The organism is Methyloceanibacter sp. (assembly GCF_050999895.1).
Classification (GTDB): Bacteria; Pseudomonadota; Alphaproteobacteria; order Rhizobiales; family Methyloligellaceae; genus Methyloceanibacter.
This window is the reverse complement of record NZ_JBPCOU010000077.1, coordinates 12,144-36,589: the sequence shown is the minus strand read 5'-3', so window position 1 is coordinate 36,589 and position 24,446 is coordinate 12,144. Positions and strand designations below refer to the sequence as shown.

The following is a 24,446-nucleotide window of genomic DNA, read 5'->3' as shown; positions in this document are numbered from 1 at the left end:
CTTCGGCCAGCGCGATGAGATCCTGGTTGGTGAGGACGCCCTTGTCGGCGAGGAGGTCGAGAAGGTGGGTCAGTAGGGTCCAGGTCGCGCCCCCGGTTCCTGGTCGTCCATGCCTGGTTGCGCCATGGCTTGCACTCCTTGTGGGTCAGACGAAACGGAAGGTATCGACCAAAGCTTAGGCGGGCAAAGCTCGCCAATGTCATGCCGCGTTCACAAGACAGAACGATGACAGCGGAAGCTCAAGTCTCGCGCGCGAGCGCAAGCCCTTAGGTTGCCTTGCGGGCGGCGATAGAGGCTGTGCCCACGCGCCCGCTGGAAGATTGGGTCTGCCTACCCTAGGGCAGCCAAGTCTCTCGCCTAGGTGTTCATCGAGTCGAAGAACTCGGAGTTGTTCTTGGTCTGGCGCAGCTTATCGATGAGGAACTCGATCCCATCCTGGGTGCCCATCGGGTTCAGGATACGGCGGAGCACGTACATCTTCTTAAGCTGATCGGCGGGAACCAGAAGCTCTTCTTTCCGCGTGCCGGAGCGGGCGATGTCGATGGCCGGGAAGATGCGCTTGTCGGCGACCTTGCGGTCGAGCACGATTTCCGCGTTACCGGTGCCCTTGAACTCCTCGAAAATCACCTCGTCCATGCGACTGCCGGTGTCGATCAAGGCGGTCGCGATGATGGTGAGCGAGCCGCCCTCCTCGATATTGCGCGCAGCGCCGAAGAAGCGCTTCGGCCGCTGCAACGCATTGGCGTCGACGCCGCCCGTCAGAACCTTGCCCGACGACGGCACGACGGTGTTGTAGGCGCGGCCGAGCCGGGTGATGGAATCGAGCAGGATCACCACGTCGCGCTTGTGCTCGACGAGGCGCTTCGCCTTCTCGATCACCATCTCGGCGACCTGCACATGGCGCGCGGCGGGCTCGTCGAAGGTCGACGAGATCACTTCGCCATGCACGGAACGCTGCATGTCGGTGACTTCCTCGGGGCGCTCGTCGATCAGGAGCACGATCAGATAGCATTCCGGGTGATTGGCCGTGACGGCGTGGGCGATGTTCTGCAGGATCACGGTCTTGCCGGTGCGCGGCTGCGCTACGATCAGCCCGCGCTGGCCTTTGCCGATCGGCGCCACGATGTCGATCACGCGCCCGGTATTGTCCTTGCGGGTCGGGTCGCTGGTCTCCATCTCGAGCCACTCGTCGGGATAAAGCGGCGTCAGATTGTCGAAATGGATCTTGTGGCGCTGCTTCTCGGGGTCCTCGAAATTGATAGTGTTGACCTTGAGCAGCGCGAAATAGCGCTCGCCGTCCTTGGGGCTTCGGATCTGGCCCTCGACGGTATCGCCGGTCCGCAAGCCGAAGCGGCGGATTTGGCTCGGTGAGACGTAGATGTCGTCGGGGCCCGGCAGATAATTCGAATCGGGCGAGCGCAGGAAGCCGAAGCCGTCCTGCAGCACCTCCACGACGCCGGAGCCCATGATGTCCACATCGCGGGCGGCGAGCTGTTTGAGAATGGCGAACATGAGCTCCTGCTTGCGCATGGCGCTCGCGTTCTCGACCTCGACTTCCTCAGCAAAAGTGAGGAGCTCGGTCGGCGATTTGATCTTCAGATCTTGCAGCTTCATTTCCTGCATGCGCTGCTACTCCAGGCGGGCATTGGCCGAATTTGGGATTTCAGGGATTGGGATTTCACCGTCCGCGCACGTTCCGCGCGAGGTTTCAAAGGAAGGGAAAGGGGTGCGCCTTGGCGCGGTAGGGAAAGAACCGGGTCCCGATCCGGGTGCGGTCTCCTTCGCGAAAGGAAGGGTCGCGACAGCGTCCTGGAACGGATGGCTAGACATCTTATAGCAGACCCTGACGGGGATCGAAACAGGCTTCGGGGCCCTTAAAACGGGCGGACAAACACGAGAATGACGATGCCGATCATCAGCAGCGTCGGGATCTCGTTGGCGATCCTATAGAAACGCGACGAGTGGGGATTTCGATCCCGCGCAAAATCCTTGGTCCATTTCGCGGCCGCGCCATGGAAGGCGGACAAGAGAACGACAAGGGTGAGCTTGGCGTGAAACCAGCCGTCCTGCAACCAGTCGATCACCCCCGAGAAGGCAAGCCACAGTCCGAGCGCCCAGCTTACGAGCATCGCCGGCGTGGTGATGAACCGAAGCAAACGCCGCTCCATCACCTTGAAGGTCTCCGACTGCGGAGAGCCCACGGGCACTGCGGCGTGATAGACGAAAAGCCGCGGCAGATAGAGGAGGCCTGCCATCCACGCGATGATGGCGATGACGTGAAAGGCCTTGAGGTAGGCGATGAGCATTGGCGATGGGTGGGATGACAGGTCGCGAGGCGGAAGCCCCGCGTGATCAGACCTAGCTAGCCCGTCTTGACGAGCTGCACAAGCCTTGTCACGTGCTCGATGGGCGTTTCCTTGTCGATCCCGTGCCCGAGATTGAAAATGAACGGGCCGGGGCCAAGCTCGGCCAGGATATCGCGCACCCGGGCGTCCAAATGCGGCCCACCCGCGAGCAGCAGCAACGGATCGAGATTGCCCTGCACCGGAAGCTTCGTTTGCAATTCTTCCTTGATCCAACCGAGAGGCTGAGCGGTGTCGCAGCTGATGGCGTCGACGCCGGTCTCTTGAGCGTAGCGTTCCGCGAGCGGCCCGCAGCCGCGGGGAAAACCGATGATGGGGATCTCTGGGGCGACCGACTTGACGCGCTCGACGATGGCCCGGGCAGGGGCGATGCACCAGCGCGCAAACTCATCCTCAGGCAGACTGCCGGACCAGCTGTCGAAAATCTGCAAAACCTCCGCGCCGGCCTGAACCTGGCCGAGGAGATAATCGGCGGAGACGCCGACCAGCAGGTCCATCAGGGCCTGGAAGGTGGCGGGGTCCCGATAGGCAAGAAGCCGCGCCTCGGCCTGCTCTTTGCTCAAGCCACCGCCCACCATGTAGGTCGCCACGGTCCAAGGCGCACCGCAGAAGCCGATCAGGGTGACATGGTCCGGGAGCCCCGCGCGCACAAGCTTCACGGTCTCGTAGACAGGTGCGAAGCCGGCAGGCGCTTTCGAGGGATCGAGGGCGGCGATGGATTTGGCATCCTTTACCGGCTCGAGGCGCGGCCCTTCGCCTTCGACGAACCAAACCTTCTGGCCCAAGGCGAACGGCACCATGAGGATATCGGAAAACACAATCGAGGCGTCGAAGTCGAACCGCCGCAATGGTTGCAGCGTTACTTCGGCGGCAAGCTCAGGGGTGCAGCAGAGGTCGAGGAAAGTCGGAACGGACTTTCGAACCTCCCGATATTCCGGGAGATAGCGCCCGGCTTGACGCATCAGCCAGATCGGAGGCGGGGAGCAGGGCGCACCGCTCAGGGCGGCAAGCAGAGTTTTACGGGGTCCGGACGCGAAAAGCATCGCGCTCTAAAACATTAAAAATAGAGATTCTCAAAGGTTTTCTATTGTTACTTTTATGTGGTGTGAATCGGACATTCAAATCCATAAACAGCTTGTCGACAGGAATCCGAGCGAAGCTCGGCGCCGGCCCCTGCATTGGCGGCCGCGCTGGGTGCGAATCAGGCCGCTGTCCGGCCTAGGCTCTTGGCTGCGAACGGAGTCTGCCAGACTCGCCGCCTGTTGATGGAGGGCAGAGGAGACGCGGCGTATCGGCCGGATGGCGTTGGGGACGGAGGAGGGTATTGTCCGGGGGCGCCACCGAGGCGTCATCTTCTCGACATCGGCGAATCTGTGAAGAAAAAAGCGGCTCGAGCGGGAGAGGACGGGATGTCACCCCGCATCGGGCAGTTGCCCATTAACTTATCCCCGGTTATCCAGAGGAAGCCATGGATAGTCCGCGGACTTTTCACCTGCATATGATTTCCGATGCGACGGGCGAGACGCTGGTCGCCATCGCGAAGGCCGCGCGCGTGCAATACGCGCAGATTCGCCCTATCGAGCATCTGCATCCGCTCGTCCGCAACAAGCGCGAGATGGAGCGCGTGCTCAAGGACGTGGAAGCGACGCCGGGGATCGTCCTCTACACGATTTTCAATCGCCAGCTCGCCGAAGACCTCGAACAGTCCTGCAAGCGCCTGAACCTGCCTTGCGTGCCGGCGCTGAAGACCATCCTCCAGGTCTTCGAATCCTATCTCGGCACGCCGTCTACGCCAACCGTGGCCGGGCAGCACGTGCTCGATGCCGACTATTTCCGCCGCATCGAGGCACTCAATTTCTCCATGATGCATGACGACGGGCATTTGCCCGAGAATCTGAACGATGCCGACATCATTCTGCTCGGCATCAGCCGGACCTCAAAAACCCCGACCAGCATCTATCTCGCCAATCGCGGGTTCAAAACGGCGAACGTGCCGCTCGTGCCGGGCATCCCGCTGCCGCCGCAGCTCGAAGCGCGCACCAATGCGCTTGTCGTGGCGCTGGTCGCAAGCGCGGACCGCATCGCCCAAGTGCGCCAGAACCGCGTCATTGAGCAGGCGCACGGTCATCTCCAAGACTATGTCGACCGCGAGTCGATTGCGGCCGAGATCGCGCATACGCGCCAGCTGTGCGCCATTCGCGGCTGGCCGGTGATCGACGTGACGCGGCGGTCCATCGAAGAGACGGCGGCAGCCATCATTCGCCTGCATCAGGACCGAGAAGCGCCGGCGCTGGAAGCATGAGCGCGTTCCTGCAATCTGGAAAACCGCCTCTCATCCTCGCCTCGGAGAGCACCGCGCGCGTGCGTCTCCTCGAAGCGGCAGGCCTAGTCTTTATCGTGGAGCCCGCCGGCCTCGATGAGGCCACGATGCGGCTCGCGATCAGCAGCGAGGACGGACTCGATCCGCAGGACGTGGCCGAGGTGCTGGCGCGCGCCAAGGCGGAAGCCGTCAGCGATATTGCGTCGGCCGCTTGGGTCATCGGGGCCGACCAGGTGCTCACGCTCGACGGCGCGATCCTGTCGAAGCCGGACAGCATGGAAGAGGCGCGCGTGCAGCTGCTCGATTTGAGCGGCAAGACGCATATTTTGCACAGTGCCGTGGCGCTTGCGAGCAAGGGCGAGGCGAGCTGGGCGCATATCGAGACGGCCCACCTGACGATGCGCAAGCTCACGCCGCAATATATCGGCCGCTACCTCGCCGCGGCGGGAGAAGAGGTGCTAGGTTGCGTCGGCGCCTATCAGGTTGAAGCGCTGGGCATCCAACTCTTCGAGAAGATCGAGGGCGATTTCTTCACCGTGCTCGGGTTGCCGCTCCTTCCGCTCCTTGACGCTTTGCGGCGCGAGGGCGTTATCGAGGGCTAAAGGATTGCTGCCGTGATCCGCGCCTGCGTCATCGGCTGGCCCATCGAGCATTCGCGCTCGCCGCTGATTCACACGTATTGGCTGCGCCTTTACGAGATCGACGGCAGCTACGAGAAGATCGCGGTGCGGCCCGTGGATCTACCGAAATTTCTCGGTTCGCTCCACGCGCGCGGCTTTGCCGGCGCAAACGTCACCCTGCCGCACAAGGAAGAAGCGTTGCGGGCCGCCGAGTTTGCCGACGAGGCGGCAAACGCGATCGGCGCGGCGAACGCGCTGTGGCTCGATCGCGACGGCAGGTTGTGCGCGAGCAACAGCGACGCCTTCGGCTTCATCACCAATCTCATCACCGAGGCGCCCGACTGGAAGCGCGGCGGCCGCCCCGTGACGGTGCTGGGCGGCGGCGGCGCGGCGCGCGCGATCCTCTATGGGCTGCTCGGCGAGGGCTTGACCGAAATCCGCCTCGCCAACCGCACGCGCGACCGCGCGGAACAGCTCGCGCAGGAGTTCGGATCTCGCGTCGATGTGGTGGATTGGGAGCTTCGCCATGTGGCGCTCGCCGGCTGTGGTCTGATCGTCAATGCGACGAGCCTTGGCATGACGGGAAGGCCGGCGCTCGATCTCGATCTTACGGAGTTGCCAGTCGACGCGGTGGTCGCCGACCTCGTTTATCATCCCCTGGAAACGCAGCTCCTCGCGGCGGCACGGGCACGCGGAAGCCGGGCGGTCGACGGTCTCGGCATGCTGCTCTACCAGGCCGTTCCGGGGTTCGAATGCTGGTTCGGCATCCGCCCGGAGGTGACGCCCGAGCTCCGAGCCGAACTCGTCGCAAGTTTGCATGGGCCCTAGATGCTGGTGATCGGTCTCACAGGCTCCATGGGCATGGGCAAGTCGGCGGCTGCCGCGCATTTCGCCGCCCGAGGCGTGAAGGTGTTCGATGCCGATGCGTGCGTCCACCGCCTCTACGCAGGCGAGGCCGTGGCGGCGATCGAGGCGGCGTTTCCAGGCGTCGCGCCTCAGGGCCATGTCGACCGCAGGCTTCTTGCCGAGCAAGTGGCGGGTTCGCCAGCGCGCTTGAGGCAATTGGAGCAGATCATCCATCCTTTGGTGGTGAAGGCCGAGATCGACTTTCTGCGCGCGGAGGAGGCGAAGGGGGCGAAGCTCGCGGTCCTCGAAATCCCCCTCTTGTTCGAGACGGACGCGCAGGAGCGCGTGGATGTGAGCATCGTCGTAAGCGCGCCGGAAGCCATGCAGCGGGAACGCGTGCTGGCCCGGCCGGGCATGACGAAAGAGAAATTCGCCGGCTTACAAGCGCGGCAGATGCCCGACGCGGAGAAGCGTGCGCGGGCGGCCTTCATTGTGGACAGCGGCACCGGCCTTGAGGACATGCAGGCAGAGATCGATAAACTGATCGAATCGCTGCTAGATCGCGAAGGCACGGTCATGCAGCGCCTCCGCCACTGGAAACCCGGCTAAACCGCATAGGAGCGGCGTTTGCGCGAGATCATTCTCGATACGGAAACGACGGGTCTCGACCCTTTCGACGGCCATCGCGTGCTCGAGATCGGCTGTGTCGAGCTCATCAACTGCATTCCGACGGGCCGGGTCTGGCATGCTTATGTCAATCCCGAGCGCGAGGTGCCGTATGGCGCCTTCGAGGTGCACGGGCTCTCCACCGACTTCCTGCGCGACAAGCCGCGCTTCGGCGAGATCGTCGACGACGTGCTCGGTTTCGTCGAGGGCGCGATGCTCGTCATGCATAACGCAGCCTTCGATTTCGGCTTTCTGAATTCGGAGCTGGAGCGCGTCTCGCGGCCGCTGCTGCGCTGGGACCGCGTGGTGGATACGCTGGCGCTCGCACGCCGCCGGCATCCCGGGGCGCCGTGCAGCCTCGATGCGCTCTGCAAGCGCTACAGCATCGACATCAGCGAGCGCGACAAGCATGGGGCGCTGCTCGACTGCCGGCTGCTCGCGGGCGTCTATGTGGAACTTGTCGGCGGCCATCAGGCACGGCTCGACTTCGTCGTCAATGGCGGCCAAGGCGGCCTCATGGAGATGAGCGGCGAGGGCGTGCGGCAACGCGAGCGTGCGCTACCCTCCCGTCTCACCGACGCCGAGCTGTCCGCGCATCACGCTTTTGTCGAGACGCTGGGGCCGAAGGCGCTTTGGCTGCAACATGGCGGCGCGCAAGAAAAACAGCCCGACGCGTTGGCCGGCTAAAGCAGGCGGCGAAACCGCGTCCGCTAATTCTTGGTCTTTGTCTCCGGCTGCGCCTGGGCGCGGGCCAGGTTCTGCGCATAAAGCTTGCCGAAATCGATCGGGTCCAGCATCAGTGGCGGGAAGCCGCCGTCGCGGACGATGTCGGACAGCACCCGGCGCAGGAACGGGAACAGGATCGCGGGGCAATCCACGAACAGCACCCGTTGCAGCAGATTCTGCGGAATGTTGCGCAGGCGGAACAGCCCCGCATAGACGAGCTCGACATTGTAGATCACGCCGGCGTCGTTCTTGGCGTGGACCTCGACATTGAGCGCGACCTCGTAGGTCTCCTCGGCGCGCGTCTGGGCGTTCACGTTGACAGAGACCTGGAGCTGCGGTTTTCGCCGGGGCCTTGCAGGGTTTGCGGCGCGTTCGGGCTCTCGAATGAGATGTCGCGCACATATTGGCCGATGACATTGAGCTGGGCCTGGGTCACGGCGCCGCCCGTCGTCAGGGGCGAAGCCTCCACGGCGTGGGGCTTGCCATCGCCGTTGTGCGGTCCGTCGCCGTTGGGCTTGCGATCGGGTTCCTTGTCCTGCTTCTTCGCCATGGGGACCGTTTTATTCGAGGATTGACGAGGAGAGGTGGCTACCACGGCGCGGGGCTGCTCGCAATCGTCAGCACCCCAGGCCCGATCCTGCCCGCAAGGAGAGGTTAAGCGATACGCCCGTTTAGGGTTGGCTTGAGGGGCATGAATGCCGTAAGTTGCGGTCTTGTGACCCGACAGGAGCGAGACTCCTGTCCACTGAAGGCTCCCGCTGGCAAATCTCTGGGCGCGATCCAATATCCTCCCTAGAGAGTCCGCCTCGAAGGCGGGCTAATCTCCTGGCGCGGGTGGCAGCTGAAAATGAGTGAAGCTTTCGATATCTATACGCTTCTGTTCCTGGTGCTGGCGGTCGTGATCTTTATCCGTCTGCGCAATGTGCTGGGACGGCGCACGGGCAATGAGCGCCCGCCTTACGACCCCTACACCGCCCAAGGCGCGAAGCGGCCTGGGGCCGACGCCAATGAGCCGGTGGTGGCCCTGCCGCGCGCGCGGCCCGGGCGCACGATCAGCGAGGCGCAAATGCCCTCCAATGAAGACATCGAGGCGCGGCTTGGACGCCATGCGCCCAAGGACAGCCCGCTCGGCAAGTCGCTCACCGAGCTGATGCGCGCCGAGCCGAGCTTCGATCCGGGGCCGTTCCTCGACGGCGCCAAGGGCGCCTACGAGACGATCGTGGCCGCCTATGCCGACGGCGACGAGACCATGCTGCAGAACCTGCTCGGCAAGGATGTCTATGACGGGTTCGAGCGCGCGATCCGCGAGCGCGAGACCCGCGGCGAGAAGGTCGAATCGAGCCTGGTCGGCATCGACAAGGCCGACATCATCGAGGCCGAGGTGAAGAACCGCACCGCCTATATCACCGTGAAGTTCGTGAGCGAGCTGATCTCGGTCACGCGCGACGCCGAAGGCGAAGTTGTCGAGGGCGATCCGAAGAAGGTGCGCGAAGTCACCGACATCTGGACCTTCGCCCGCGAGATCAATTCCAAGAACCCGAACTGGAAGCTGGTGGCGACCGAAGCCGCGAATTGACGCGCGGGACGCGCATCGCCGCGGCGCTGCTATGCGTACCGGCGCTCGCAGTGGCCGCTTGGTGGATGGGGCGGGGAGCGGTGGATAACGAGGCGATCAAGTTCGTTCCGGTCGGTTTCGCCGCGCTTCCGGGCTGGGGCGACGACGATCACGCCGCCGCCTTCGCGGTGCTGCTCAGATCCTGCCGCAAGATCTCAGATTCGACCCTTGCTTGCACCGCCGCGCAAGCGCATGGCGAGGGCATCGACCGCGCGGCGGCGCGGGTGTTCTTCGAGACGCATTTTCAGCCGCAACGTATCGAAGGCGGGTCACAGCCGGGCTTCGTCACCGGTTATTACGAGCCGGAGATCGAGGGCTCGCGCCTGCCCGACGCACGCTTCAAGGTCCCGGTCTATCGGCGCCCCGACGATCTCGTCACGTCAGCGTCCGAAATCGAGCGCGCCCGCTTCAACGATCAAATCACCGGCGCGCGGCGCGACGGCGATGCGCTCGTGCCCTATTACACGCGGGCGGAGATCGCGGACGGCGCACTCAAAGGGCGCGGGCTCGAGCTGCTCCATCTCGAAGACCCGGTCGAGCTGTTCTTTTTACAGGTGCAGGGATCGGGCCGGGTGCGCCTCACTGACGGCACCAGCCTTCGCCTCGGATATGGGGGCAAGAACGGGCATCCTTATACGTCCATCGGCAAGCTGCTGGTCGCGCGCGGCGAGGGGAGCCCTAAGAGTCTTGGCATGGACGGACTCAAGGCGTGGCTCCGCGCCGACCCCGCACGGGGCCGTGCGCTGATGAACGAGAATAAGTCCTATGTCTTCTTTCGCGAACTCGACGGCGAGGAGGGCAAGGACGGACCCGTCGGCGCGCAGGGGGTGGCGCTGACGCCGGGGCGAAGCCTCGCGGTGGACGCGTCCTATCACTCCCTCGGTCTGCCAATCTTCGTGGCCGCGCCGGAGCTTGACGACGCCGACGCCGCGCCGTTCCGGCGGCTGATGATCGCGCAGGACGTGGGCTCGGCGATCAGAGGGCCCGAGCGCGGCGATATTTTCTGGGGCACGGGCGAGGCGGCGGGCGCGATCGCCGGCTCCACCCGCCATGACGCGCAATTTTTTATCCTCAAGCCGAAGAATTAAGGCGGGTTGCGCTAGGCTCAAAGCAATGGGCAAACGCGGCGACGATAAGGATCACGACGCCGAGCTTTGGGCGCGGGTGGCAGAGACCGCGCGCCCGCTGCATAAGGGCCGCGCCGTGGCGAAGCCCCCGCACGTCAAGCCCAAGCCCGTGGCGGACGCGCCGAGCCATAAAGAGGCAGCGGGCGAGAAAGCCGTCCGCAAGACACAGCAGATCCCCGTGCGGCCGAAGCCCGCGCCGATCCCACGCGGCACAAGCCTCGACCGCATCACCGCGCGAAAGCTGGAGACGGGACGCGTGGCGGTGGAGGCGCGGCTCGACCTGCACGGCATGCGGCAGCGCGAGGCGCATGCGGCGCTGCGGCGCTTCCTCAAATCCGCGCAAGCCCAAGGCTATCGCAACGTGCTCGTCATCACCGGCAAGGGGACGCGGGAGGAAGCCAAGAGCTTCTACGAAGAGGACGAGCGCGGCGTGTTGCGGCAGGCGGTGCCGCAATGGCTCTCGGGCGCGGAGTTCGCCGATCTCGTCATCAGTTATGCGCAAGCGCCGCGCCGGCTCGGCGGCGAAGGCGCGCTCTATGTGCGCGTGCGGCGGGGGCGGACTTAGACGCCTCGTTTGTCGTCCTCCAGGGCACGAACGAAGAGGTTTATCGTGCGTGGCGCATCGTCCGAGAAATAGCTGCGCTGGCCGCGAATTGAATCCGAAATGTCTCGCATGATTTGCCGAAAGTCCCACAGGTGGATGTTCGCGGCGTCAGCGGCCGACTTCGCCTCGTCTGTCCAGCCCCAACTCACGACGACCTTACTATGGAATCCAGGTTCGAACCCGAAGTCCCTTAGCCTACCGATCACGCCGGGCGCCCCGAATTTGTGCTCAACGATTCTTTCGGTCGTCTCTATAAGATAAGCGCTTGCTAGAGTCAAAGCCGCACGCCGACTTTAGCTCCTACAAAATAAACTTCGACAGGTCGGCGTTCTTTGCGAGGTCGCCGATATGTTCGCGGACATAGGCCGCGTCGATGACGTATGTCTCGCCGGGCTTGTCGGAGGCCTCGAAGGACAGCTCATCGAGAACGCGCTCCATCACCGTCGAGAGGCGGCGGGCGCCGATATTCTCGACCGATGTGTTCACCTCCACCGCAATGTCGGCGATCGCGTCGATGGCGTCTTCGGTATATTCGAGCGTGACGCCTTCGGTTTTCAGCAGCGCGATATATTGCTTGATGAGGCTCGATTTCGGCTCGGTTAGGATGCGCACGAAATCGTCGCGGGTCAGCGCGCGCAACTCGACGCGGATGGGGAGGCGGCCTTGCAGCTCCGGCAACAGGTCCGAGGGCTTGGCGATATGAAACGCGCCTGAGGCGATGAAGAGGATGTGGTCGGTCTTCACCGGCCCGTGCTTGGTGCCGACGGTGGTGCCTTCGATCAGCGGCAAGAGGTCGCGCTGCACGCCTTCGCGGCTGACATCGGCGCCGACACGCTCCGAGCGCGCGCAAATCTTATCGATCTCGTCGAGAAAGACGATGCCGTTATTCTCCACCGTGCGGATCGCTTCCTGAACGATGGTGTCGTTGTCGATCAGCTTGTCGGACTCGTCGCCCATCAGGATGTCGAAGCTTTCGCGCACATTGAAGCGGCGTGGCTTGGTGCGGCTCCCGAGCGCCTTGCCGAGCATGTCGGAGAGATTGATCATGCCGACTTGGCTGCCGGGCATGCCGGGAATCTCGAAGGACGGCATCGACGGCGTGTCGGCGACTTGAATCTCGATCTCCTTGTCGTCGAGCTCGCCCGTGCGCAAACGCTTGCGGAACGCGTCGCGCGTGGAAACCGCGGCGTTGGCTCCGACCAGCGCATCGATGACGCGCTCCTCGGCGTTGAGATGGGCCTTGGCCTCGACCTCCTTGCGCTTCAGGTCACGCACGAGCCCGATGCTGACCTCGAGCAGATCGCGGATGATCTGGTCGACGTCGCGGCCGACATAGCCGACCTCGGTGAATTTGGTGGCCTCGACCTTGAGGAAGGGCGCATTGGCGAGCTTGGCGAGGCGGCGCGAAATCTCGGTCTTGCCGACGCCGGTCGGGCCGATCATCAGGATGTTCTTGGGCAGAACCTCCTCGCGCATCTCGCCTTCGAGCTGCTGCCGGCGCCAGCGGTTGCGCAAGGCAATGGCGACGGCGCGCTTCGCGTCGCGCTGACCGATGATGTAGCGGTCGAGCTCGGATACGATCTCGCGGGGGGAGAAATCTGTCATGTCACACCAATCGGGCCGGGCCCACAGTTGCAGCCTGCATTCTTTGGCAACCGCCCTCTTGCTGCCTTGGGCGAAGCTTTGCTGCTACTTTCAGTCCTTCTGAAGAGTCAACACGCCCCGCCAGCGCTTGCCATAACAGGCGCCGAAGCCAGCCAAAAGGCAGCCCTGCTATGTGGAGATCAATCACGGTTCTCGCCAGTGCAATGTGTCTTGTCGTCGGCGCCGCGGATGCCGGAAACAAGAAGCTGCCTTGCGGCGATTATGACGGGGTGCCGTCGCACAACGACGGCGCGCCGGTCAGCCCGCAGAAAGAGGCGAAATGCCAACCATTTCTCGATCAACACAACGCGACCACGGATCAGAAGATCAAAGACAAGACGAAGAAAAAATATATCAGCTGCGTGAGACACTAGCTTAGCGCGCGGGGCAGGCCTCATTTGATCGCGTCGAGGCTTTCGACGACAATCTGGTCGTTGGTGTAAACGCAGATCTTGGCTGCGATGTTCATGGCCTTGCGCGCGATGGTCTCGGCGTCGAGATCGGTGTCCAGCAGCGCACGCGCGGCCGCAAGCGCATAGGAGCCGCCGGAGCCGATGCCCATCACGGCATCATCGGGCTCAAGCACGTCGCCGGTTCCGGTCAAGACCAGGCTCTCATCGGCATCTGCGACGATCATCATGGCCTCGAGCCGGCGGAGATAGCGGTCGGTGCGCCAATCCTTGGCAAGCTCGACACAGGCGCGCTTGAGCTGATCGGGAAAGCGCTCGAGCTTCGATTCCAAGCGCTCGAACAGGGTAAAGGCATCGGCGGTCGAGCCGGCAAAGCCCGCGATGACGTTGCCGGAGCCGACGCGGCGCACCTTTTTCGCGGTGCCCTTGATGATGGTCTGGCCGAGTGTGACTTGGCCGTCGCCGGCGATCACGACCTTGCCGCCCTTGCGGACGGTCAGGATCGTCGTGCCATGCCAGGTATCGGGGGAGGACGCGGGAGAACCCATGATGGACCGCGATATCGGGGCGGCGGCTCCCTTCGTCAAGCCGCGGCGTTAACCGATCGATAGCGTTTGCGGCCTGCCGGGACTATAGAGAGCGGCATAAAGAAGCGAATTGCTAAGGCCCTTGCGTTAATTTCACGCCATGCAGAAACCCAACAGAAGCGCCCGGTCAGCAACGGTCGAGCGCAAGACCAAGGAAACCGCCATCGTAGCGACCGTCGATCTCGACGGGACGGGGGCCTATGACGTGTCGACCGGGGTCGGCTTCCTCGACCACATGATCGAGCAGCTGGCGCGGCACTCCCTGATCGACATCACGCTGAAGGCCGAGGGCGATCTGCATATCGATCAGCACCACACGACCGAGGATTCAGGCATCGTGCTCGGCCAGGCGCTCGCATGCGCGCTCGGCGAAAAGCAGGGCATCGCGCGCTACGGCTTTAGCTATCTCCCCATGGACGAGACCCTGACCCGTGTCGCGCTGGACGTTTCGGGCCGGCCCTTCCTCGTGTGGAATGTCGATTTCACCCGCACCAAGATCGGCGAGATGGATACCGAGCTGTTCCGCGAGTGGTTCCAGGCGTTTGCCCAGCATGCCGGGCTGACGCTGCATGTGGAGACGTTTTACGGCGAAAACAGCCACCATATTGCGGAGACCTGCTATAAGGCGCTGGCCCGCGCGCTCAGACAGGCGATCGCCATCGACGAGCGGCAGTGCGGGCGCGTGCCCTCCACCAAAGGCCAGCTCTAAGCCAGCGCTTTCGGCCTTTTGAACCAGCGTGAGCTGCAGTGCAGTATTATTCCGTTTATGAGCCAGAGGACGAGGCGACCGACCTCGCCGTGCGCGCCGACAGGCTCGCCTTCGTGAAGGAAGGCTTTGCCTGGGCGGCGCTGATCTTCGGCGCGTTTTGGCTGCTCTATCACCGCATGTGGATCGAGCTCATCCTCTACATCGCGGTGTTCGGCGGACTGGAGTGGCTTTTGGCCACAAACAAGCAGGCCCAAAGTCTCACCAGCCTGGCCATGCTCGGATTGACGGTGCTGTTCGCGCTCGAGGCCAACGATCTGCGCGGCGCCGCTTTGAAGCGACGCGGCTATCGGCTTGCCGGGGTCGCCATCGGCCCCGATCGCGGGTCGGCGGAGCTGTCCTTCTTCCGCTCTTGGCTGCCAAAACAAGAGCGTTCAGTGGAGACGGACCGCGCCCAACACCAGCCGCCCGTCAGCGAGACGCCGAGGCCGCTCCTGCGCAATCAGGGCGATGAGGTCATCGGGCTGTTCCCGAATACTTGAAGCCAATGCACGTCGCGATCATCGATTACGGCTCCGGCAATCTGCACTCGGCAGCCAAGGCCTTCGAGCGCGCCGCGCGCGAGCAGGGCTCCAAACTCGAGATCAAGGTGACGGTGGAGCCCGAGGAGGTGCGTAGCGCCGAGCGCATCGTGCTGCCCGGCGTCGGTGCGTTCGCCGATTGCCGCCAAGGCCTCGCCAATATTCCGGGCATGATCGAGGCGCTGGAGGGCGCGGTGCGGGACGAGGGCAAGCCGTTTCTCGGCATCTGCGTCGGGTTGCAACTCATGGCGACCCGGGGAGTGGAGCACGGTGACACGCCGGGGCTCGACTGGATCAAGGGCGAGGTACGGCCGATCGAGCCCAGCGACGCCGCGCTGAAGATCCCGCATATGGGGTGGAACACGCTGCGCCTGCAGCACGAGCACGCGCTCTTCGCCGGGATCCCGACTGGCGACGATGGCCTGCATGCGTATTTCGTGCATTCCTATCATCTCGTGCCGGAGGACAGGGACGCTCTTGTCGCCGGCACCGACTATGGCGGCGAGATCACAGCCTTCATCGCCAAGGACAACATGGCCGGCAGCCAGTTCCACCCAGAGAAGAGCCAGAAACTCGGGCTCGCGCTGCTCGGCAATTTTCTAAGGTGGTGGCCGTGACGCTCTATCGTCAGCTATGATTCTGTTTCCCGCCATCGATCTCAAGGACGGCGCGTGCGTGCGGCTGCGCCAGGGCGATATGGAGGCGGCGACGGTGTTCAATACCGACCCCGCGGCACAGGCGCGCGACTTCGAGAGCCAAGGCTTCGAGTGGCTGCATGTCATCGATCTCAACGGCGCGTTTGAAGGCAAGCCGGTGAACGAGACCGCGGTGGAAGCGATCTTCGCCGCCGTGCACGTTCCAATCCAGCTCGGCGGCGGCATCCGCGATCTCGACACCATCGTCACCTGGCTCAACAAGGGCATCGACCGCGTGATCCTCGGCACGGTCGCCTTGCGCGATCCGGCGCTCGTGCGCGAGGCGGCGCGCGATTTTCCCGGCTGCATCGCGGTCGGCATCGACGCGCGCGAGGGCAAGGTCGCGGTCGAAGGCTGGGCGCAGACGAGCGAAGTGACCGCGCTCGACATGGCGCGGCGCTTCGAAGACGCCGGGGTCGCAGCCATCATCTATACCGATATCGCGCGCGACGGCGTGCTCGAGGGATTGAATCTGGACACGACCGCGGAGCTCGCGAAGGCGGTCGCGATTCCCGTGATCGCGAGCGGAGGGCTCGCCGGCATCGAGGACGTGCGAAAGCTGCTCGAGCCGCGCTATGCCATGCTCGAAGGCGCCATCACGGGCCGCGCGCTCTATGACGGGAGGCTCGATGCGGCAGAGGCGCTGGCGCTGATGGCAGGCCGGGCGTAGGAGAACACGATGCGTGCGCGCTCCATCATCATCATTCTCCTGATCCTGATCGCGCTGATCGCGTTCGGTCCGGCCCTGATCGCACTTAGCAGCCAGTCCACATCGCGGAAGGGTTCGGCTGCCAGGTCGATCTCAACCGCGTCATTCCCTGTGTCATCAACGGCAAGGACTATGGCGAGACGTTCTACAATCTCGGCTTCGCGATCTGGTATTCGTATCTGTCGCTGCCGGCAGGCGCTGCCCTGTTTGCGCTCTGGGCCGTGGCGGCGCTGATCGTTCTCGTCGTGCATCTGCGCCGGCGCCGCGCGCGCGCAACCACACTGTAAATGGCAGAAGCGACATCCATGCTGAAGGTTCGCGTCATCCCCTGCCTCGACGTGAAGGAAGGCCGCGTCGTCAAGGGCGTGCGCTTCCTCGATCTGCAAGACGCGGGCGATCCGGTGGAGGCCGCGTCCGCGTATGACGAGGCCGGCGCCGACGAGCTTTGCTTTCTAGACATCACCGCAAGCCACGAGAAGCGCGGCACCATTCTCGATGTGGTGCAACGCACCGCGGAACGCTGCCTCATGCCGCTCACGGTCGGCGGCGGCGTGCGCAGCGTCGAGGACGTGCGCAAGCTGCTAGAAGCCGGCGCCGACAAGGTCTCCATCAATACCGCGGCGGTGCAGGATCGCGATCTGGTGCGCCACGCGGCGGAGAAATTCGGCGCGCAATGCATTGTCGTTGCGATCGACGCCAAACGCGTCGCGGTGAACGGCAAGGATCTGCGCTGGGAAATTTTTACTCATGGTGGGCGCGAGCAGACCGACATCGATGCGATCGACTACGCCCGTGAGGTGGTGTCGCTCGGCGCGGGTGAGATCCTGCTCACCTCGATGGATCGTGACGGCACGCGCTCTGGCTTCGACCTCGCGCTGACCCGGGCCATCGCCGACGCGGTGCATGTCCCGGTGATCGCGAGCGGCGGGGTGGGGACCCTTGACCATCTGGTGGAGGGCGTGCGCGACGGCCACGCCTCCGCCGTGCTCGCGGCCTCGATCTTCCACTATGGCGAATATTCCATCGGCGAGGCGAAGCGCTACATGGCGGACGCCGGGCTGCCGATCCGGCTGGACCGCTAGGCCTTCGAGCGGTCAAAACGGTGAGCGTCCCGCCTTTTGGTAAGGATTACGCGCCCGCGCCTATTCCAATGCGGCTTGCGGCGGTGTATGAGCCAAACATGAGCAACGATGTCCTTTTCAGGCTTGCCGCGACGATCAAGGATCGCCGCAACGCGAGGCCCGAAGATTCCCATACGCGGCGGCTCCTCGACGACGGTCCTCTGAAGCCGGCGAAGAAGCTGGGCGAGGAGGCGGTGGAGGTCGCGATCGCGGCGCTGGTGCAGGACGACAAGGCGCTGATCGGCGAGGCCGCGGACATGCTGTATCATTTCCTCGTCCTCCTGGAATCCCGCCAGGTCCCCCTCGATGACGTGTTCGCGGAGCTGCAGCGGCGCATGGAAGTAACGGCCCTCAACCAGGAAAAGCGGAAAGCCGCGTCGCGCTAGCGCCTACGCGTTGTCCTTGCCATGAATCCGCGCCCTGCCGTCGCGTTCTCACCCTATGCCCTGTACTCGCGCGAGGAGTGGGCCGGGCTTCGCGCCGACACGCCCATGCCGCTGGGCGAGGCTGAGCTCGACAATCTGAGCAGCTTGACGGAGCGCGTCTCCTCGCAAGAGGTGGTGGAGATCTATCTTCCGCTCAGCCGCCTGCTCAATCTCTATGTCGAGGCGGCGCAAGGGCTGCACGGCGCAACCGAGGGTTTCCTGCGCAAGGGCAACGGCAAGATGCCGTTCATCATCGGGCTTGCGGGAAGCGTGGCGGTCGGCAAGAGCACTACGGGCCGCGTGCTGCAGGCCCTGCTCGCGCGCTGGCCGAGCCATCCCAATGTCGAGCTCGTGCCCACCGACGGCTTTCTGTTTCCCAACGCGCTCCTGGAAGAGCGTGGGCTGATGAACCGCAAGGGCTTTCCGGAAAGCTACGACCTGACGCGGCTGCTGATTTTCCTTGCCGAGGTGAAGTCGGGCAAGGAGCGTATCGTGGCGCCGGTCTATTCGCATCTCATCTATGACGTACTGCCCGACCAGGAGATCGTGATCGAGCGGCCGGACATCGTCATCGTCGAGGGCCTGAACGTGCTGCAGCCAGCGAAGCTGCCGAAGGACGGCGCGGTGATCCCGTTCGTCTCGGACTTCTTCGATTTCTCCGTCTATATCGACGCGGCAGAGGAGCTGATCGAGAGCTGGTATGTGGAGCGCTTTCTGCGCTTGCGGCAGACCGCGTTCCGCGACCCCGCCTCCTATTTCCACCGCTTCGCGACGCTATCGGAGGAGGAGGCCAATGCGACGGGCCTCTCGATCTGGCGCTCGATCAATCTCCTGAACTTGCGCAAGAACATCCTGCCGACGCGGCAGCGCGCGGACCTGATCCTGAAGAAGGGCGCAGATCATGCGGTGGAGACGGTGGCGCTCAGGAAGCTCTGAGAGCTATTTCACCGTGTCGGGATAGAGGCCGGCAGAGCCGAGGCCGATATTCAGCCGCAGCATCGTGCGCGTCAGGAACGCGGAATCGTCTTCGATCCTGGTGGGGCGGCCTGTGCCGTTCGCATAGCGCATCTCAGGGACCGACGAGATGTATTCATAGTCCGTCCAGAGAGAGAGGCTCGTGCGGGTGCCGATCCGCTTGCGGGTCTCTAGCGCCACGCTGCCGATAAAGGCCAGATCGTCGTTTGACTGCGAGAGCAGGGAGCTGAAGCCGGTCAAGTCGCTATAGGCGCCGCGATAGTCGGTGTCGGCGTTGTAAAGGCCGGCGCGGGCGGACAAAAAGGTACGGAGGCCAAGCCGGTCCATCATGCCGCCGGTCGGCAGGAAGCCCAAGCTGTATTCGCCGCCAAGGCCGATATAGGCGCCGGTATAGGTGGTATCGAGCGTCTCTTTATAGAAGTAAATGGGGTCGCCATCGAAGCGGCCGCGAAGCCGGTTGTCCTGATCGATGCCGCGGACATCGGCGCCGATGATGAAATAGTCGTTGCGGTAAAGATTGGGTTTGACCTGCACGGGCTCGCCGCCCGCGAATTTGAATTCGACCGCGCCGCCCCAATAGTCGGCGTCCCGATCGGTCTTGGTCAGCAGAGGCGCGGGGCCGGAGATCACATCCGCGCCGGTCGGATCGACGACGGTGCATGCCGTGCCGCGGCAGGCGGAGCGCTCGTCGTTGCTGACATTGGAGAAGAAACCCTTGATCTGCCCGCTCACGCGATAGCCGCCCATATAGCCGAGTGCGGTCTCGATGCCGCCGCCGGCAGCGCCGCCATATTCGCCAAAATCGCTGTTGTTCTGGCGGGTAAAGCTGCCCGGCGTGCCCCTGCCCACGAAGCGAATGTCCGGGAGACTGAGATATTGAAAGCCGCCGCCGAGAGTGACCGTGGTGCCGTTGAATGTCATAGAGGTCATGTCTTGCGCCAGAGCGGGCTGGCTCGCGAGCAAGCCTCCAAGCCCGGCAGCAACGACGAGATAAAGTGATCTATTCACGGAAGGCCCCCCGGTACGTTCCACGCGCCGCCTAAGATAACAGGGAAGGCGCTTGCCAGGTGCTAACTCTCTTGCGCGCAACGCGATTTTGATTCGGCGTGATGGAAATGCCACAAGCGTGTGCTCAGTCGAGCAGTCCCGCCGCCTTGGCGAGGCCATGCAGCGACCGCTCGGGACGCGCGCCGAGATGGCCGATGATTTCGGACGCCGCCAGACTGCCGAGCATGCCGCAGGCATTCAGCCAGAGGCCTTGGGTCAGCCCGTAGAGGAAGCCTGACGAATAAAGGTCGCCGGCTCCCGTCACATCCACCACGCGGGCGACGGGTGCGGCCTCGACCGCGATGACCTCGTTCGGCGCCACGATGACGGAGCCATGTTCGGAGCGGGTCAGCACCGCAAGCTCGCAATCGCGGTGCACCTCTGAAACGGCCTCCTCGAAGCTGTTCACCTCGTAAAGGGCGGTGATTTCCTTCTCGTTGGCGAAGACGATATGGGCGTCCTCACGCACGAGCTTGCGGAAATCCTCGCGATGGCGATTGACGCAAAAAGCGTCCGACAGGCTCAGGGCGACCTTGGCGCCGGAGGATTTGGCGAGCCGCGCCGCCTCGCGGAAGGCGGCCTTCGCCTCGTCGCGGTCGAATAGATAACCCTCGAGATAGACGATCTTGGCGCTCTCGATCATGAAGGCGTCAAGATCGGAGGGCTTGAAACCCACGCTCGCGCCGAGAAACGCGTTCCTGGTGCGCTCGCCGTCGGGGGTGACGAGGACAAGGCAGCGGGCCGTGGGCGCGCCGTCATCGGCGGGCGCGGTCTCGTAGGTCACGCCGAGCGAGCGGATATCGTGGCGGAAGATGCCGCCAAACTGATCGGCGGCGACGCGGCCGATAAAGCCGCCTTTCGCGCCGAACGACGCAAGGCCGGCGATGGTATTGGCAGCGGACCCTCCCGAGCGCTCCACGGCGGGGCCCATGGCGGCATAGAGATGATCGGCTTCGCCCGCGTCGATCAGGCGCATGAAGCCTTTGGTGAGGTCGTGCTTGGAGAGGAAGGCGTCGTCGCAGCGCGCGATGATGTCGACAATGGCGTTGCCAATCCCAACCACGTCATAAGTCCGTTCAACCATACTGCCTCTTCTCCTAAAGACCGCTTCGCCCTGGCGCGGGCCGCAGACGCAACTATATTCGGCCCCGCAAAGGAACGGACACAGTCATGCTGATCGCCGCGGGTCAAGCCTTCCAGGATCTCTTCACGCCGCCTTTTCGCTCGGTGCTGTGGAAATGCGTGGGCTTTACGCTCGCGCTCCTCGTCGGGCTCGTCGTTGCGGTCGAGTGGGTGTTCACAACTTTCGTGGAATGGCCGGGATGGATCGAGGCGACGATCGCCTGGCTCGGCGGGCTCGCGCTCGTGGCCGCCTCGATCTTCCTCATTCCGCCGGTTACGTCGCTGATCGCGGGTCTCTATCTCGACGACATCGCCGAAGTCGTGGAGCGAACGCATTATCCGTCCGAACCGCCGGGCCGCGAGCTGCCGACGGCGCAGTCGATCTTTCTCGCGGTGAAGTTCTTCTTCGTCGTGCTCGCGGTGAACCTGCTCGCGCTTTTTCTGCTGCTCATTCCTGGCGTCAATCTCGTCGCTTTCTATCTCGGCAACGGCTATCTGCTGGGGCGGGAATATTTCGAGCTCGCCGCGATGCGGCACATGCCGCAAGCGGAAGCGAAGCAGCTTCGCGTCGCCAATCGCGGCTATATCCTGATGTGCGGGTTCGTGATCGCGGTGCTCGCCTCGGTGCCAATCCTCAACCTGCTGACGCCGCTGTTCGCGACGTCCTTCATGGTGCGGATCTATAAGCAGCTCAGCACGCGCTCGGGCTATCGCGCCGGCGACGCGCGCCTCGCTTAAGCCTTCGCGATCTCGGGCGGTGGGGTCTTCGGCTCGTAGAGGCAGATGTCGGCGATGATGCAGCGCCAGCATTCGGGCTTGCGCGCCTTGCACACATAGCGGCCATGCAGAATTAGCCAGTGATGCGCGTTGTGCTTGTAGCGGTCCGGCACGACGGCATCGAGAGTGAGCCCGACATCGAGCGGCGTCTTGCCGGGCGCGAGCCCGGTACGGTTCGCGACGCGAAACAGATGCGTGTCGACGCCGATGGTGGGCTGACCGAAGGCGACGTTGAGCACGACATTGGCGGTCTTGCGGCCGACGCCGGGCAGGGACTCCAGCCCCTCGCGGGTGGACGGGACTTCGCCGCCATGCTCCACGACGAGCTTCTGCGCGAGCGCGATCAGGTTCCGCGCCTTGCTGCGATAGATGCCGATGGTCTTGATCTTGTCGATGACTTCCGCCTCGCCAAGCGCGAGCAGCTTTTGCGGCGTGTCCGCGACGCGGAACAGTTCAGGCGTGGCAAGATTCACGGAAGCGTCGGTCGCCTGCGCGGAGAGCACGACGGCGACGAGAAGGGTGAAAGGATCGAGGTAGCGAAGCTCGGTCTTGGGATCCGGATCGGCCTTGCGAAAGCGTCGGAAAATCTCGGCAATCTGCGCCTCGGTGAGTAGCGATCCAGGGGCCGTGCCGCGCAGCTTTTTGGGCTTTTTTGCCCTTTTCGGTTGAACCGCCACGGCCGGTTGTCTACCTCTATTTAGGGACCGCCCCTTGTATGACAGAGCCGATCGCCACCAAACAAGACCCCTCGCGCTTCAGCGCCGTGCTGACGCCCCACCGCTCGCTCGGGCCCAAGGGGTTCACGGTGCTGATGACGCTTGTGGGCGCCGTCAGCTTCGGCACGGGCCTCATGTTCTACGTGCTCGGCGCTTGGCCGGTGATGGGATTCCTGGGCCTTGACGTGGCCCTCATCTATGTTGCCTTTCAGCTCAATTTCCGCGCGCTCAAAGTTTACGAGACGGTGGACCTCACGCCGGAGGAACTCACCGTCACGCGCGTGCCGCCGTCGGGCGAACCCAGCTCCTGGAGCTTCAATCCCTATTGGGTGCGGCTCAGCATTCAGCCCCGGGTCGGACGCAGCACGGAACTCGCGATCGACTCACACGGCAAGCGGCTGGTGTTCGGAAGTTTCCTCACCGACGGCGAGCGTGAGGAATTTGCGCAGGCGCTGGAGGCGGCGCTGTCGGAGGCAAGAAGCCCCAGCGCGGCTTGAGCCGCTCCGAAAAACAACCCTTTGCTTGCATTGCCGGCTTGACCGGCGACTGCCGGCGATCGACCGGCAGATCAGGGATTGTCGTGCCCAAGATGCCGGCCTTCGAAACTGGCGCTCTGCCGTCGCGGCGCCTACCGGCTCTGGGCCGCCAGTCTGATCCTCGAGCGGATCTGCCCGAGCGGCGCCTCGATAAGAACGTCCATCGCAAGCGACACCGCGAGGCCGCGCACGATCAAGGCCACGAACACGGGCGCCCCTGTGGCCATCGACAGGGAAGAGAATACCACCAAAACGGCATATTGGTTGAGATAGAGGGCATAGGACAGATCGCCGAGGCGGCGATCGATGCGAGCCGTACTTGGCGCCGGGTTTAGCCTGAGGAGAAGGAAAGCCGCCACCAGCGCGGCGAGCATCGTGACGGCCTGGATATTGGGAAGAAAGCGCCACAGATGCACGGCGATGAGAGCAACGGCGGCGCTGACAAACCACGGAACCCGAGCCCGACCCAGAAACACAAGTTCGCAAAGAGCCACCGCACGAAGTTAGCGAGGCGACGGGGCACATGGTCATCGACATCAATCGGGTAGCCACTCACGCGCAGATCAGGTCCCCCGGGGCCTCTTTTTTTGTCGTTGCCGTGCGCTGAGAGACGCGAAAGCGACCGCCCCTATAGAACGCGAGCGGCTGGGAAGAAACCCCCTAATTCAATATTGTCTTGAAGCTGAACGGGCAAATCTCGCGACGGTCTGTGATTTGCGTAATCATTTCAGCGCTCATCATCATCCATGCCCGTTCTCGTTGAGAAAACCGGATTTGCGCGTCAGCGGATAGGAGTGGATGGCACTCAGGCGGCGAGGTCGCGTTTCTCCGCCACGCTGCCATCGGTGTTTAGCCGGTAGATCTGAGGCGCGCCGGTGGCGAGCTCCAGATTGATCACATCCTCGGGGCTGAGGCGATCAAGCTGCATGATGAGGGCGCGCAGCGAGTTGCCGTGGGCAACGACGATGACGTTCTTGGCCGCGCGAAGCTCCGGAGCGATGCATTTTTCGAAACAAGGGAGCACCCGGGAGGCGGTGTCCTTCAGGCTTTCGCCGCCCGGCGGCGCGATGTCGTAGGAGCGCTGCCAGAGATGGACCTGGTGCGCGCCCCAGCGCTTACGCGCATCGTCCTTGCTGATGCCGACGAGATCGCCGTAGTCGCGCTCGTTCAGCGCGGCGTCCTTGACCGTTTTGAGATTTTGCTGATTGAGCTCGCCGAGAATGATGTCGAGCGTGTTGTGGGCGCGCTTCAGATTGCTCGTGAAGGCGATGTCGAAGGTGCGCCCTTCGGCGGCAAGACGCTCGCCGGCACGATGCGCCTCGGCCATGCCCTCTTCGCTCAGATTGACGTCCTCCCAGCCGGTGAAGCGGTTGAGGCGGTTCCACTCGCTTTCGCCGTGGCGCACGAGAACGAGAACATTATTCATGGGACTGCGGCCGTCGCTCGGGGCGTTGCGTCATTGCGTTGGGACAGGTTTCAGGTGCGGAGCCGGCCACCTGAGATACGAA

General features: G+C 63.7%; 31 protein-coding genes. 18 read left to right on the top strand and 13 right to left on the bottom strand.

Annotated features, from left to right (window positions below; genetic code table 11):
- Positions 1-357: 357 nt before the first annotated feature.
- From rho to hemE, 3 genes are all read right to left on the bottom strand, one after another.
- On the bottom strand, positions 358-1,623 hold the full coding sequence (gene rho, locus ACR2J1_RS08835; protein WP_434018957.1) for a transcription termination factor Rho: 1,266 nt from the start codon (positions 1,621-1,623) through the stop codon (positions 358-360).
- A 251-nt stretch (positions 1,624-1,874) separates the two neighbouring features.
- Positions 1,875-2,306, bottom strand: a complete 432-nt coding sequence (hemJ, locus tag ACR2J1_RS08830; protein ID WP_434018956.1) for a protoporphyrinogen oxidase HemJ — start codon at positions 2,304-2,306, stop codon at positions 1,875-1,877.
- A gap of 56 nt (positions 2,307-2,362) precedes the next feature.
- Positions 2,363-3,406: a uroporphyrinogen decarboxylase gene (gene hemE / locus ACR2J1_RS08825; RefSeq protein ID WP_434018955.1), complete on the bottom strand. Its 1,044-nt coding sequence runs from the start codon at positions 3,404-3,406 to the stop codon at positions 2,363-2,365.
- 425 nt (positions 3,407-3,831) lie between these two features.
- On the opposite strand from hemE, the gene ACR2J1_RS08820 reads away from it, so the two are divergent.
- The 5 genes from ACR2J1_RS08820 to dnaQ are packed head-to-tail and all read left to right on the top strand — an operon-like array spanning position 3,832 to position 7,502.
- Entirely contained in the window at positions 3,832-4,665 is an 834-nt protein-coding gene (locus ACR2J1_RS08820) for a pyruvate, water dikinase regulatory protein (protein ID WP_434018954.1), read from the top strand.
- Positions 4,662-5,285 (top strand): Maf family protein, encoded by a 624-nt coding sequence (locus ACR2J1_RS08815; RefSeq protein WP_434018953.1) that lies wholly within the window; start codon positions 4,662-4,664, stop codon positions 5,283-5,285. The genes ACR2J1_RS08820 and ACR2J1_RS08815 overlap by 4 nt, the downstream gene beginning before the upstream one ends.
- Positions 5,286-5,297: 12 nt before the next feature.
- Complete coding sequence (locus ACR2J1_RS08810) at positions 5,298-6,131, top strand: shikimate dehydrogenase (protein WP_434018952.1); 834 nt, start codon at positions 5,298-5,300, stop codon at positions 6,129-6,131.
- Positions 6,132-6,758 (top strand): dephospho-CoA kinase, encoded by a 627-nt coding sequence (gene coaE, locus ACR2J1_RS08805; protein WP_434018951.1) that lies wholly within the window; start codon positions 6,132-6,134, stop codon positions 6,756-6,758. It begins immediately after the preceding gene.
- An 18-nt stretch (positions 6,759-6,776) separates the two neighbouring features.
- The gene (gene dnaQ, locus ACR2J1_RS08800) at positions 6,777-7,502 is read left to right on the top strand and encodes a DNA polymerase III subunit epsilon (RefSeq protein WP_434018950.1); all 726 of its coding nucleotides are present in this window, start codon (positions 6,777-6,779) and stop codon (positions 7,500-7,502) included.
- A 23-nt stretch (positions 7,503-7,525) separates the two neighbouring features.
- On the opposite strand, the gene ACR2J1_RS08795 is transcribed toward dnaQ, so the two are convergent.
- Positions 7,526-7,855 carry a protein-export chaperone SecB gene (locus ACR2J1_RS08795; protein WP_434018949.1) on the bottom strand — a complete coding sequence of 110 codons (330 nt, stop codon included), beginning with the start codon at positions 7,853-7,855 and terminating at the stop codon, positions 7,526-7,528.
- A complete protein-coding gene (locus tag ACR2J1_RS08790; RefSeq protein WP_434018948.1) occupies positions 7,852-8,091 on the bottom strand; it encodes a protein-export chaperone SecB in 240 nt (79 codons plus the stop codon). The genes ACR2J1_RS08795 and ACR2J1_RS08790 overlap by 4 nt, the downstream gene beginning before the upstream one ends.
- Positions 8,092-8,388: 297 nt before the next feature.
- Here ACR2J1_RS08790 and ACR2J1_RS08785 point away from each other — a divergent pair, with 297 nt between their 5' ends.
- Genes ACR2J1_RS08785 through ACR2J1_RS08775 form a run of 3 tightly spaced genes read left to right on the top strand, consistent with a single transcriptional unit; the run spans position 8,389 to position 10,848 of the window.
- Positions 8,389-9,117 (top strand): Tim44/TimA family putative adaptor protein, encoded by a 729-nt coding sequence (locus tag ACR2J1_RS08785; protein WP_434018947.1) that lies wholly within the window; start codon positions 8,389-8,391, stop codon positions 9,115-9,117.
- Positions 9,114-10,244 (top strand): murein transglycosylase A, encoded by a 1,131-nt coding sequence (gene mltA, locus ACR2J1_RS08780; RefSeq protein WP_434018946.1) that lies wholly within the window; start codon positions 9,114-9,116, stop codon positions 10,242-10,244. The genes ACR2J1_RS08785 and mltA overlap by 4 nt, the downstream gene beginning before the upstream one ends.
- 25 nt (positions 10,245-10,269) lie before the next feature.
- A complete protein-coding gene (locus tag ACR2J1_RS08775; RefSeq protein ID WP_434018945.1) occupies positions 10,270-10,848 on the top strand; it encodes a Smr/MutS family protein in 579 nt (192 codons plus the stop codon).
- Positions 10,849-11,187: 339 nt separating this feature from the next.
- Here ACR2J1_RS08775 and hslU read toward each other — a convergent pair whose 3' ends face one another.
- The gene (gene hslU / locus ACR2J1_RS08770) at positions 11,188-12,492 is read right to left on the bottom strand and encodes an ATP-dependent protease ATPase subunit HslU (protein ID WP_434018944.1); all 1,305 of its coding nucleotides are present in this window, start codon (positions 12,490-12,492) and stop codon (positions 11,188-11,190) included.
- A gap of 170 nt (positions 12,493-12,662) precedes the next feature.
- Here hslU and ACR2J1_RS08765 point away from each other — a divergent pair, with 170 nt between their 5' ends.
- The gene (locus ACR2J1_RS08765; RefSeq protein ID WP_434018943.1) at positions 12,663-12,905 is read left to right on the top strand and encodes a hypothetical protein; all 243 of its coding nucleotides are present in this window, start codon (positions 12,663-12,665) and stop codon (positions 12,903-12,905) included.
- A 20-nt stretch (positions 12,906-12,925) separates the two neighbouring features.
- Here ACR2J1_RS08765 and hslV read toward each other — a convergent pair whose 3' ends face one another.
- The gene (hslV, locus tag ACR2J1_RS08760) at positions 12,926-13,489 is read right to left on the bottom strand and encodes an ATP-dependent protease subunit HslV (RefSeq protein WP_434018942.1); all 564 of its coding nucleotides are present in this window, start codon (positions 13,487-13,489) and stop codon (positions 12,926-12,928) included.
- Positions 13,490-13,628: 139 nt separating this feature from the next.
- Here hslV and hisB point away from each other — a divergent pair, with 139 nt between their 5' ends.
- Genes hisB through hisA form a run of 4 tightly spaced genes read left to right on the top strand, consistent with a single transcriptional unit; the run spans position 13,629 to position 16,180 of the window.
- The gene (gene hisB, locus ACR2J1_RS08755; RefSeq protein ID WP_434018941.1) at positions 13,629-14,237 is read left to right on the top strand and encodes an imidazoleglycerol-phosphate dehydratase HisB; all 609 of its coding nucleotides are present in this window, start codon (positions 13,629-13,631) and stop codon (positions 14,235-14,237) included.
- A 38-nt stretch (positions 14,238-14,275) separates the two neighbouring features.
- On the top strand, positions 14,276-14,776 hold the full coding sequence (locus tag ACR2J1_RS08750) for a DUF2628 domain-containing protein (protein WP_434018940.1): 501 nt from the start codon (positions 14,276-14,278) through the stop codon (positions 14,774-14,776).
- 5 nt (positions 14,777-14,781) lie between these two features.
- Positions 14,782-15,432 carry an imidazole glycerol phosphate synthase subunit HisH gene (hisH, locus tag ACR2J1_RS08745; protein ID WP_434018939.1) on the top strand — a complete coding sequence of 217 codons (651 nt, stop codon included), beginning with the start codon at positions 14,782-14,784 and terminating at the stop codon, positions 15,430-15,432.
- A 16-nt stretch (positions 15,433-15,448) separates the two neighbouring features.
- Positions 15,449-16,180: a 1-(5-phosphoribosyl)-5-[(5-phosphoribosylamino)methylideneamino]imidazole-4-carboxamide isomerase gene (gene hisA, locus ACR2J1_RS08740; RefSeq protein ID WP_434018938.1), complete on the top strand. Its 732-nt coding sequence runs from the start codon at positions 15,449-15,451 to the stop codon at positions 16,178-16,180.
- Here the strand turns inward: hisA and ACR2J1_RS08735 are convergent.
- Complete coding sequence (locus ACR2J1_RS08735) at positions 16,123-16,470, bottom strand: hypothetical protein (protein WP_434018937.1); 348 nt, start codon at positions 16,468-16,470, stop codon at positions 16,123-16,125. The genes hisA and ACR2J1_RS08735 overlap by 58 nt on opposite strands.
- Positions 16,471-16,524: 54 nt before the next feature.
- Between ACR2J1_RS08735 and hisF the strand changes: the two genes are divergently transcribed.
- From hisF to coaA, 3 genes are all read left to right on the top strand, one after another.
- Positions 16,525-17,301 (top strand): imidazole glycerol phosphate synthase subunit HisF, encoded by a 777-nt coding sequence (hisF, locus tag ACR2J1_RS08730; protein WP_434018936.1) that lies wholly within the window; start codon positions 16,525-16,527, stop codon positions 17,299-17,301.
- 98 nt (positions 17,302-17,399) lie between these two features.
- Entirely contained in the window at positions 17,400-17,726 is a 327-nt protein-coding gene (locus ACR2J1_RS08725; RefSeq protein ID WP_434018935.1) for a phosphoribosyl-ATP diphosphatase, read from the top strand.
- Positions 17,727-17,747: 21 nt separating this feature from the next.
- Positions 17,748-18,701: a type I pantothenate kinase gene (coaA, locus tag ACR2J1_RS08720; protein WP_434018934.1), complete on the top strand. Its 954-nt coding sequence runs from the start codon at positions 17,748-17,750 to the stop codon at positions 18,699-18,701.
- Positions 18,702-18,704: 3 nt separating this feature from the next.
- Here the strand turns inward: coaA and ACR2J1_RS08715 are convergent, their stop codons facing one another.
- Both ACR2J1_RS08715 and ACR2J1_RS08710 read right to left on the bottom strand, forming a co-directional pair.
- Positions 18,705-19,748: a hypothetical protein gene (locus tag ACR2J1_RS08715; RefSeq protein WP_434018933.1), complete on the bottom strand. Its 1,044-nt coding sequence runs from the start codon at positions 19,746-19,748 to the stop codon at positions 18,705-18,707.
- Positions 19,749-19,872: 124 nt separating this feature from the next.
- A complete protein-coding gene (locus tag ACR2J1_RS08710) occupies positions 19,873-20,871 on the bottom strand; it encodes an adenosine kinase (protein ID WP_434018932.1) in 999 nt (332 codons plus the stop codon).
- An 86-nt stretch (positions 20,872-20,957) separates the two neighbouring features.
- On the opposite strand from ACR2J1_RS08710, the gene ACR2J1_RS08705 reads away from it, so the two are divergent.
- A complete protein-coding gene (locus tag ACR2J1_RS08705) occupies positions 20,958-21,647 on the top strand; it encodes a sulfate transporter family protein (RefSeq protein WP_434018931.1) in 690 nt (229 codons plus the stop codon).
- Here ACR2J1_RS08705 and nth read toward each other — a convergent pair.
- Positions 21,644-22,363, bottom strand: coding sequence for an endonuclease III (gene nth, locus ACR2J1_RS08700; protein WP_434018930.1), 720 nt, complete (start codon positions 22,361-22,363; stop codon positions 21,644-21,646). The two genes, ACR2J1_RS08705 and nth, sit on opposite strands and share 4 nt — an antisense overlap.
- 38 nt (positions 22,364-22,401) lie before the next feature.
- Between nth and ACR2J1_RS08695 the strand changes: the two genes are divergently transcribed.
- Complete coding sequence (locus tag ACR2J1_RS08695) at positions 22,402-22,899, top strand: DUF2244 domain-containing protein (RefSeq protein WP_434018929.1); 498 nt, start codon at positions 22,402-22,404, stop codon at positions 22,897-22,899.
- A gap of 131 nt (positions 22,900-23,030) precedes the next feature.
- Here ACR2J1_RS08695 and ACR2J1_RS08690 read toward each other — a convergent pair whose 3' ends face one another.
- Entirely contained in the window at positions 23,031-23,432 is a 402-nt protein-coding gene (locus ACR2J1_RS08690) for a hypothetical protein (RefSeq protein ID WP_434018928.1), read from the bottom strand.
- Between the two features lie 311 nt (positions 23,433-23,743).
- Positions 23,744-24,364: a 2,3-bisphosphoglycerate-dependent phosphoglycerate mutase gene (locus tag ACR2J1_RS08685; protein WP_434018927.1), complete on the bottom strand. Its 621-nt coding sequence runs from the start codon at positions 24,362-24,364 to the stop codon at positions 23,744-23,746.
- Positions 24,365-24,446: the final 82 nt, after the last annotated feature.

Coding starts and splice junctions, on each gene's coding strand:
- rho (WP_434018957.1), bottom strand. CDS start 1,623: ATGCAGGAAATGAAGCTGCAAGATCTGAAGATCAAATCGCCGACCGAG.
- hemJ (WP_434018956.1), bottom strand. CDS start 2,306: ATGCTCATCGCCTACCTCAAGGCCTTTCACGTCATCGCCATCATCGCG.
- hemE (WP_434018955.1), bottom strand. CDS start 3,406: ATGCTTTTCGCGTCCGGACCCCGTAAAACTCTGCTTGCCGCCCTGAGC.
- ACR2J1_RS08820 (WP_434018954.1), top strand. CDS start 3,832: ATGGATAGTCCGCGGACTTTTCACCTGCATATGATTTCCGATGCGACG.
- ACR2J1_RS08815 (WP_434018953.1), top strand. CDS start 4,662: ATGAGCGCGTTCCTGCAATCTGGAAAACCGCCTCTCATCCTCGCCTCG.
- coaE (WP_434018951.1), top strand. CDS start 6,132: ATGCTGGTGATCGGTCTCACAGGCTCCATGGGCATGGGCAAGTCGGCG.
- ACR2J1_RS08790 (WP_434018948.1), bottom strand. CDS start 8,091: ATGGCGAAGAAGCAGGACAAGGAACCCGATCGCAAGCCCAACGGCGAC.
- ACR2J1_RS08785 (WP_434018947.1), top strand. CDS start 8,389: ATGAGTGAAGCTTTCGATATCTATACGCTTCTGTTCCTGGTGCTGGCG.
- ACR2J1_RS08775 (WP_434018945.1), top strand. CDS start 10,270: ATGGGCAAACGCGGCGACGATAAGGATCACGACGCCGAGCTTTGGGCG.
- hslU (WP_434018944.1), bottom strand. CDS start 12,492: ATGACAGATTTCTCCCCCCGCGAGATCGTATCCGAGCTCGACCGCTAC.
- ACR2J1_RS08765 (WP_434018943.1), top strand. CDS start 12,663: ATGTGGAGATCAATCACGGTTCTCGCCAGTGCAATGTGTCTTGTCGTC.
- hslV (WP_434018942.1), bottom strand. CDS start 13,489: ATGGGTTCTCCCGCGTCCTCCCCCGATACCTGGCATGGCACGACGATC.
- hisB (WP_434018941.1), top strand. CDS start 13,629: ATGCAGAAACCCAACAGAAGCGCCCGGTCAGCAACGGTCGAGCGCAAG.
- hisH (WP_434018939.1), top strand. CDS start 14,782: ATGCACGTCGCGATCATCGATTACGGCTCCGGCAATCTGCACTCGGCA.
- hisA (WP_434018938.1), top strand. CDS start 15,449: ATGATTCTGTTTCCCGCCATCGATCTCAAGGACGGCGCGTGCGTGCGG.
- ACR2J1_RS08735 (WP_434018937.1), bottom strand. CDS start 16,470: ATGCACGACGAGAACGATCAGCGCCGCCACGGCCCAGAGCGCAAACAG.
- hisF (WP_434018936.1), top strand. CDS start 16,525: ATGCTGAAGGTTCGCGTCATCCCCTGCCTCGACGTGAAGGAAGGCCGC.
- ACR2J1_RS08725 (WP_434018935.1), top strand. CDS start 17,400: ATGAGCAACGATGTCCTTTTCAGGCTTGCCGCGACGATCAAGGATCGC.
- coaA (WP_434018934.1), top strand. CDS start 17,748: ATGAATCCGCGCCCTGCCGTCGCGTTCTCACCCTATGCCCTGTACTCG.
- ACR2J1_RS08710 (WP_434018932.1), bottom strand. CDS start 20,871: ATGGTTGAACGGACTTATGACGTGGTTGGGATTGGCAACGCCATTGTC.
- ACR2J1_RS08705 (WP_434018931.1), top strand. CDS start 20,958: ATGCTGATCGCCGCGGGTCAAGCCTTCCAGGATCTCTTCACGCCGCCT.
- ACR2J1_RS08695 (WP_434018929.1), top strand. CDS start 22,402: ATGACAGAGCCGATCGCCACCAAACAAGACCCCTCGCGCTTCAGCGCC.
- ACR2J1_RS08685 (WP_434018927.1), bottom strand. CDS start 24,364: ATGAATAATGTTCTCGTTCTCGTGCGCCACGGCGAAAGCGAGTGGAAC.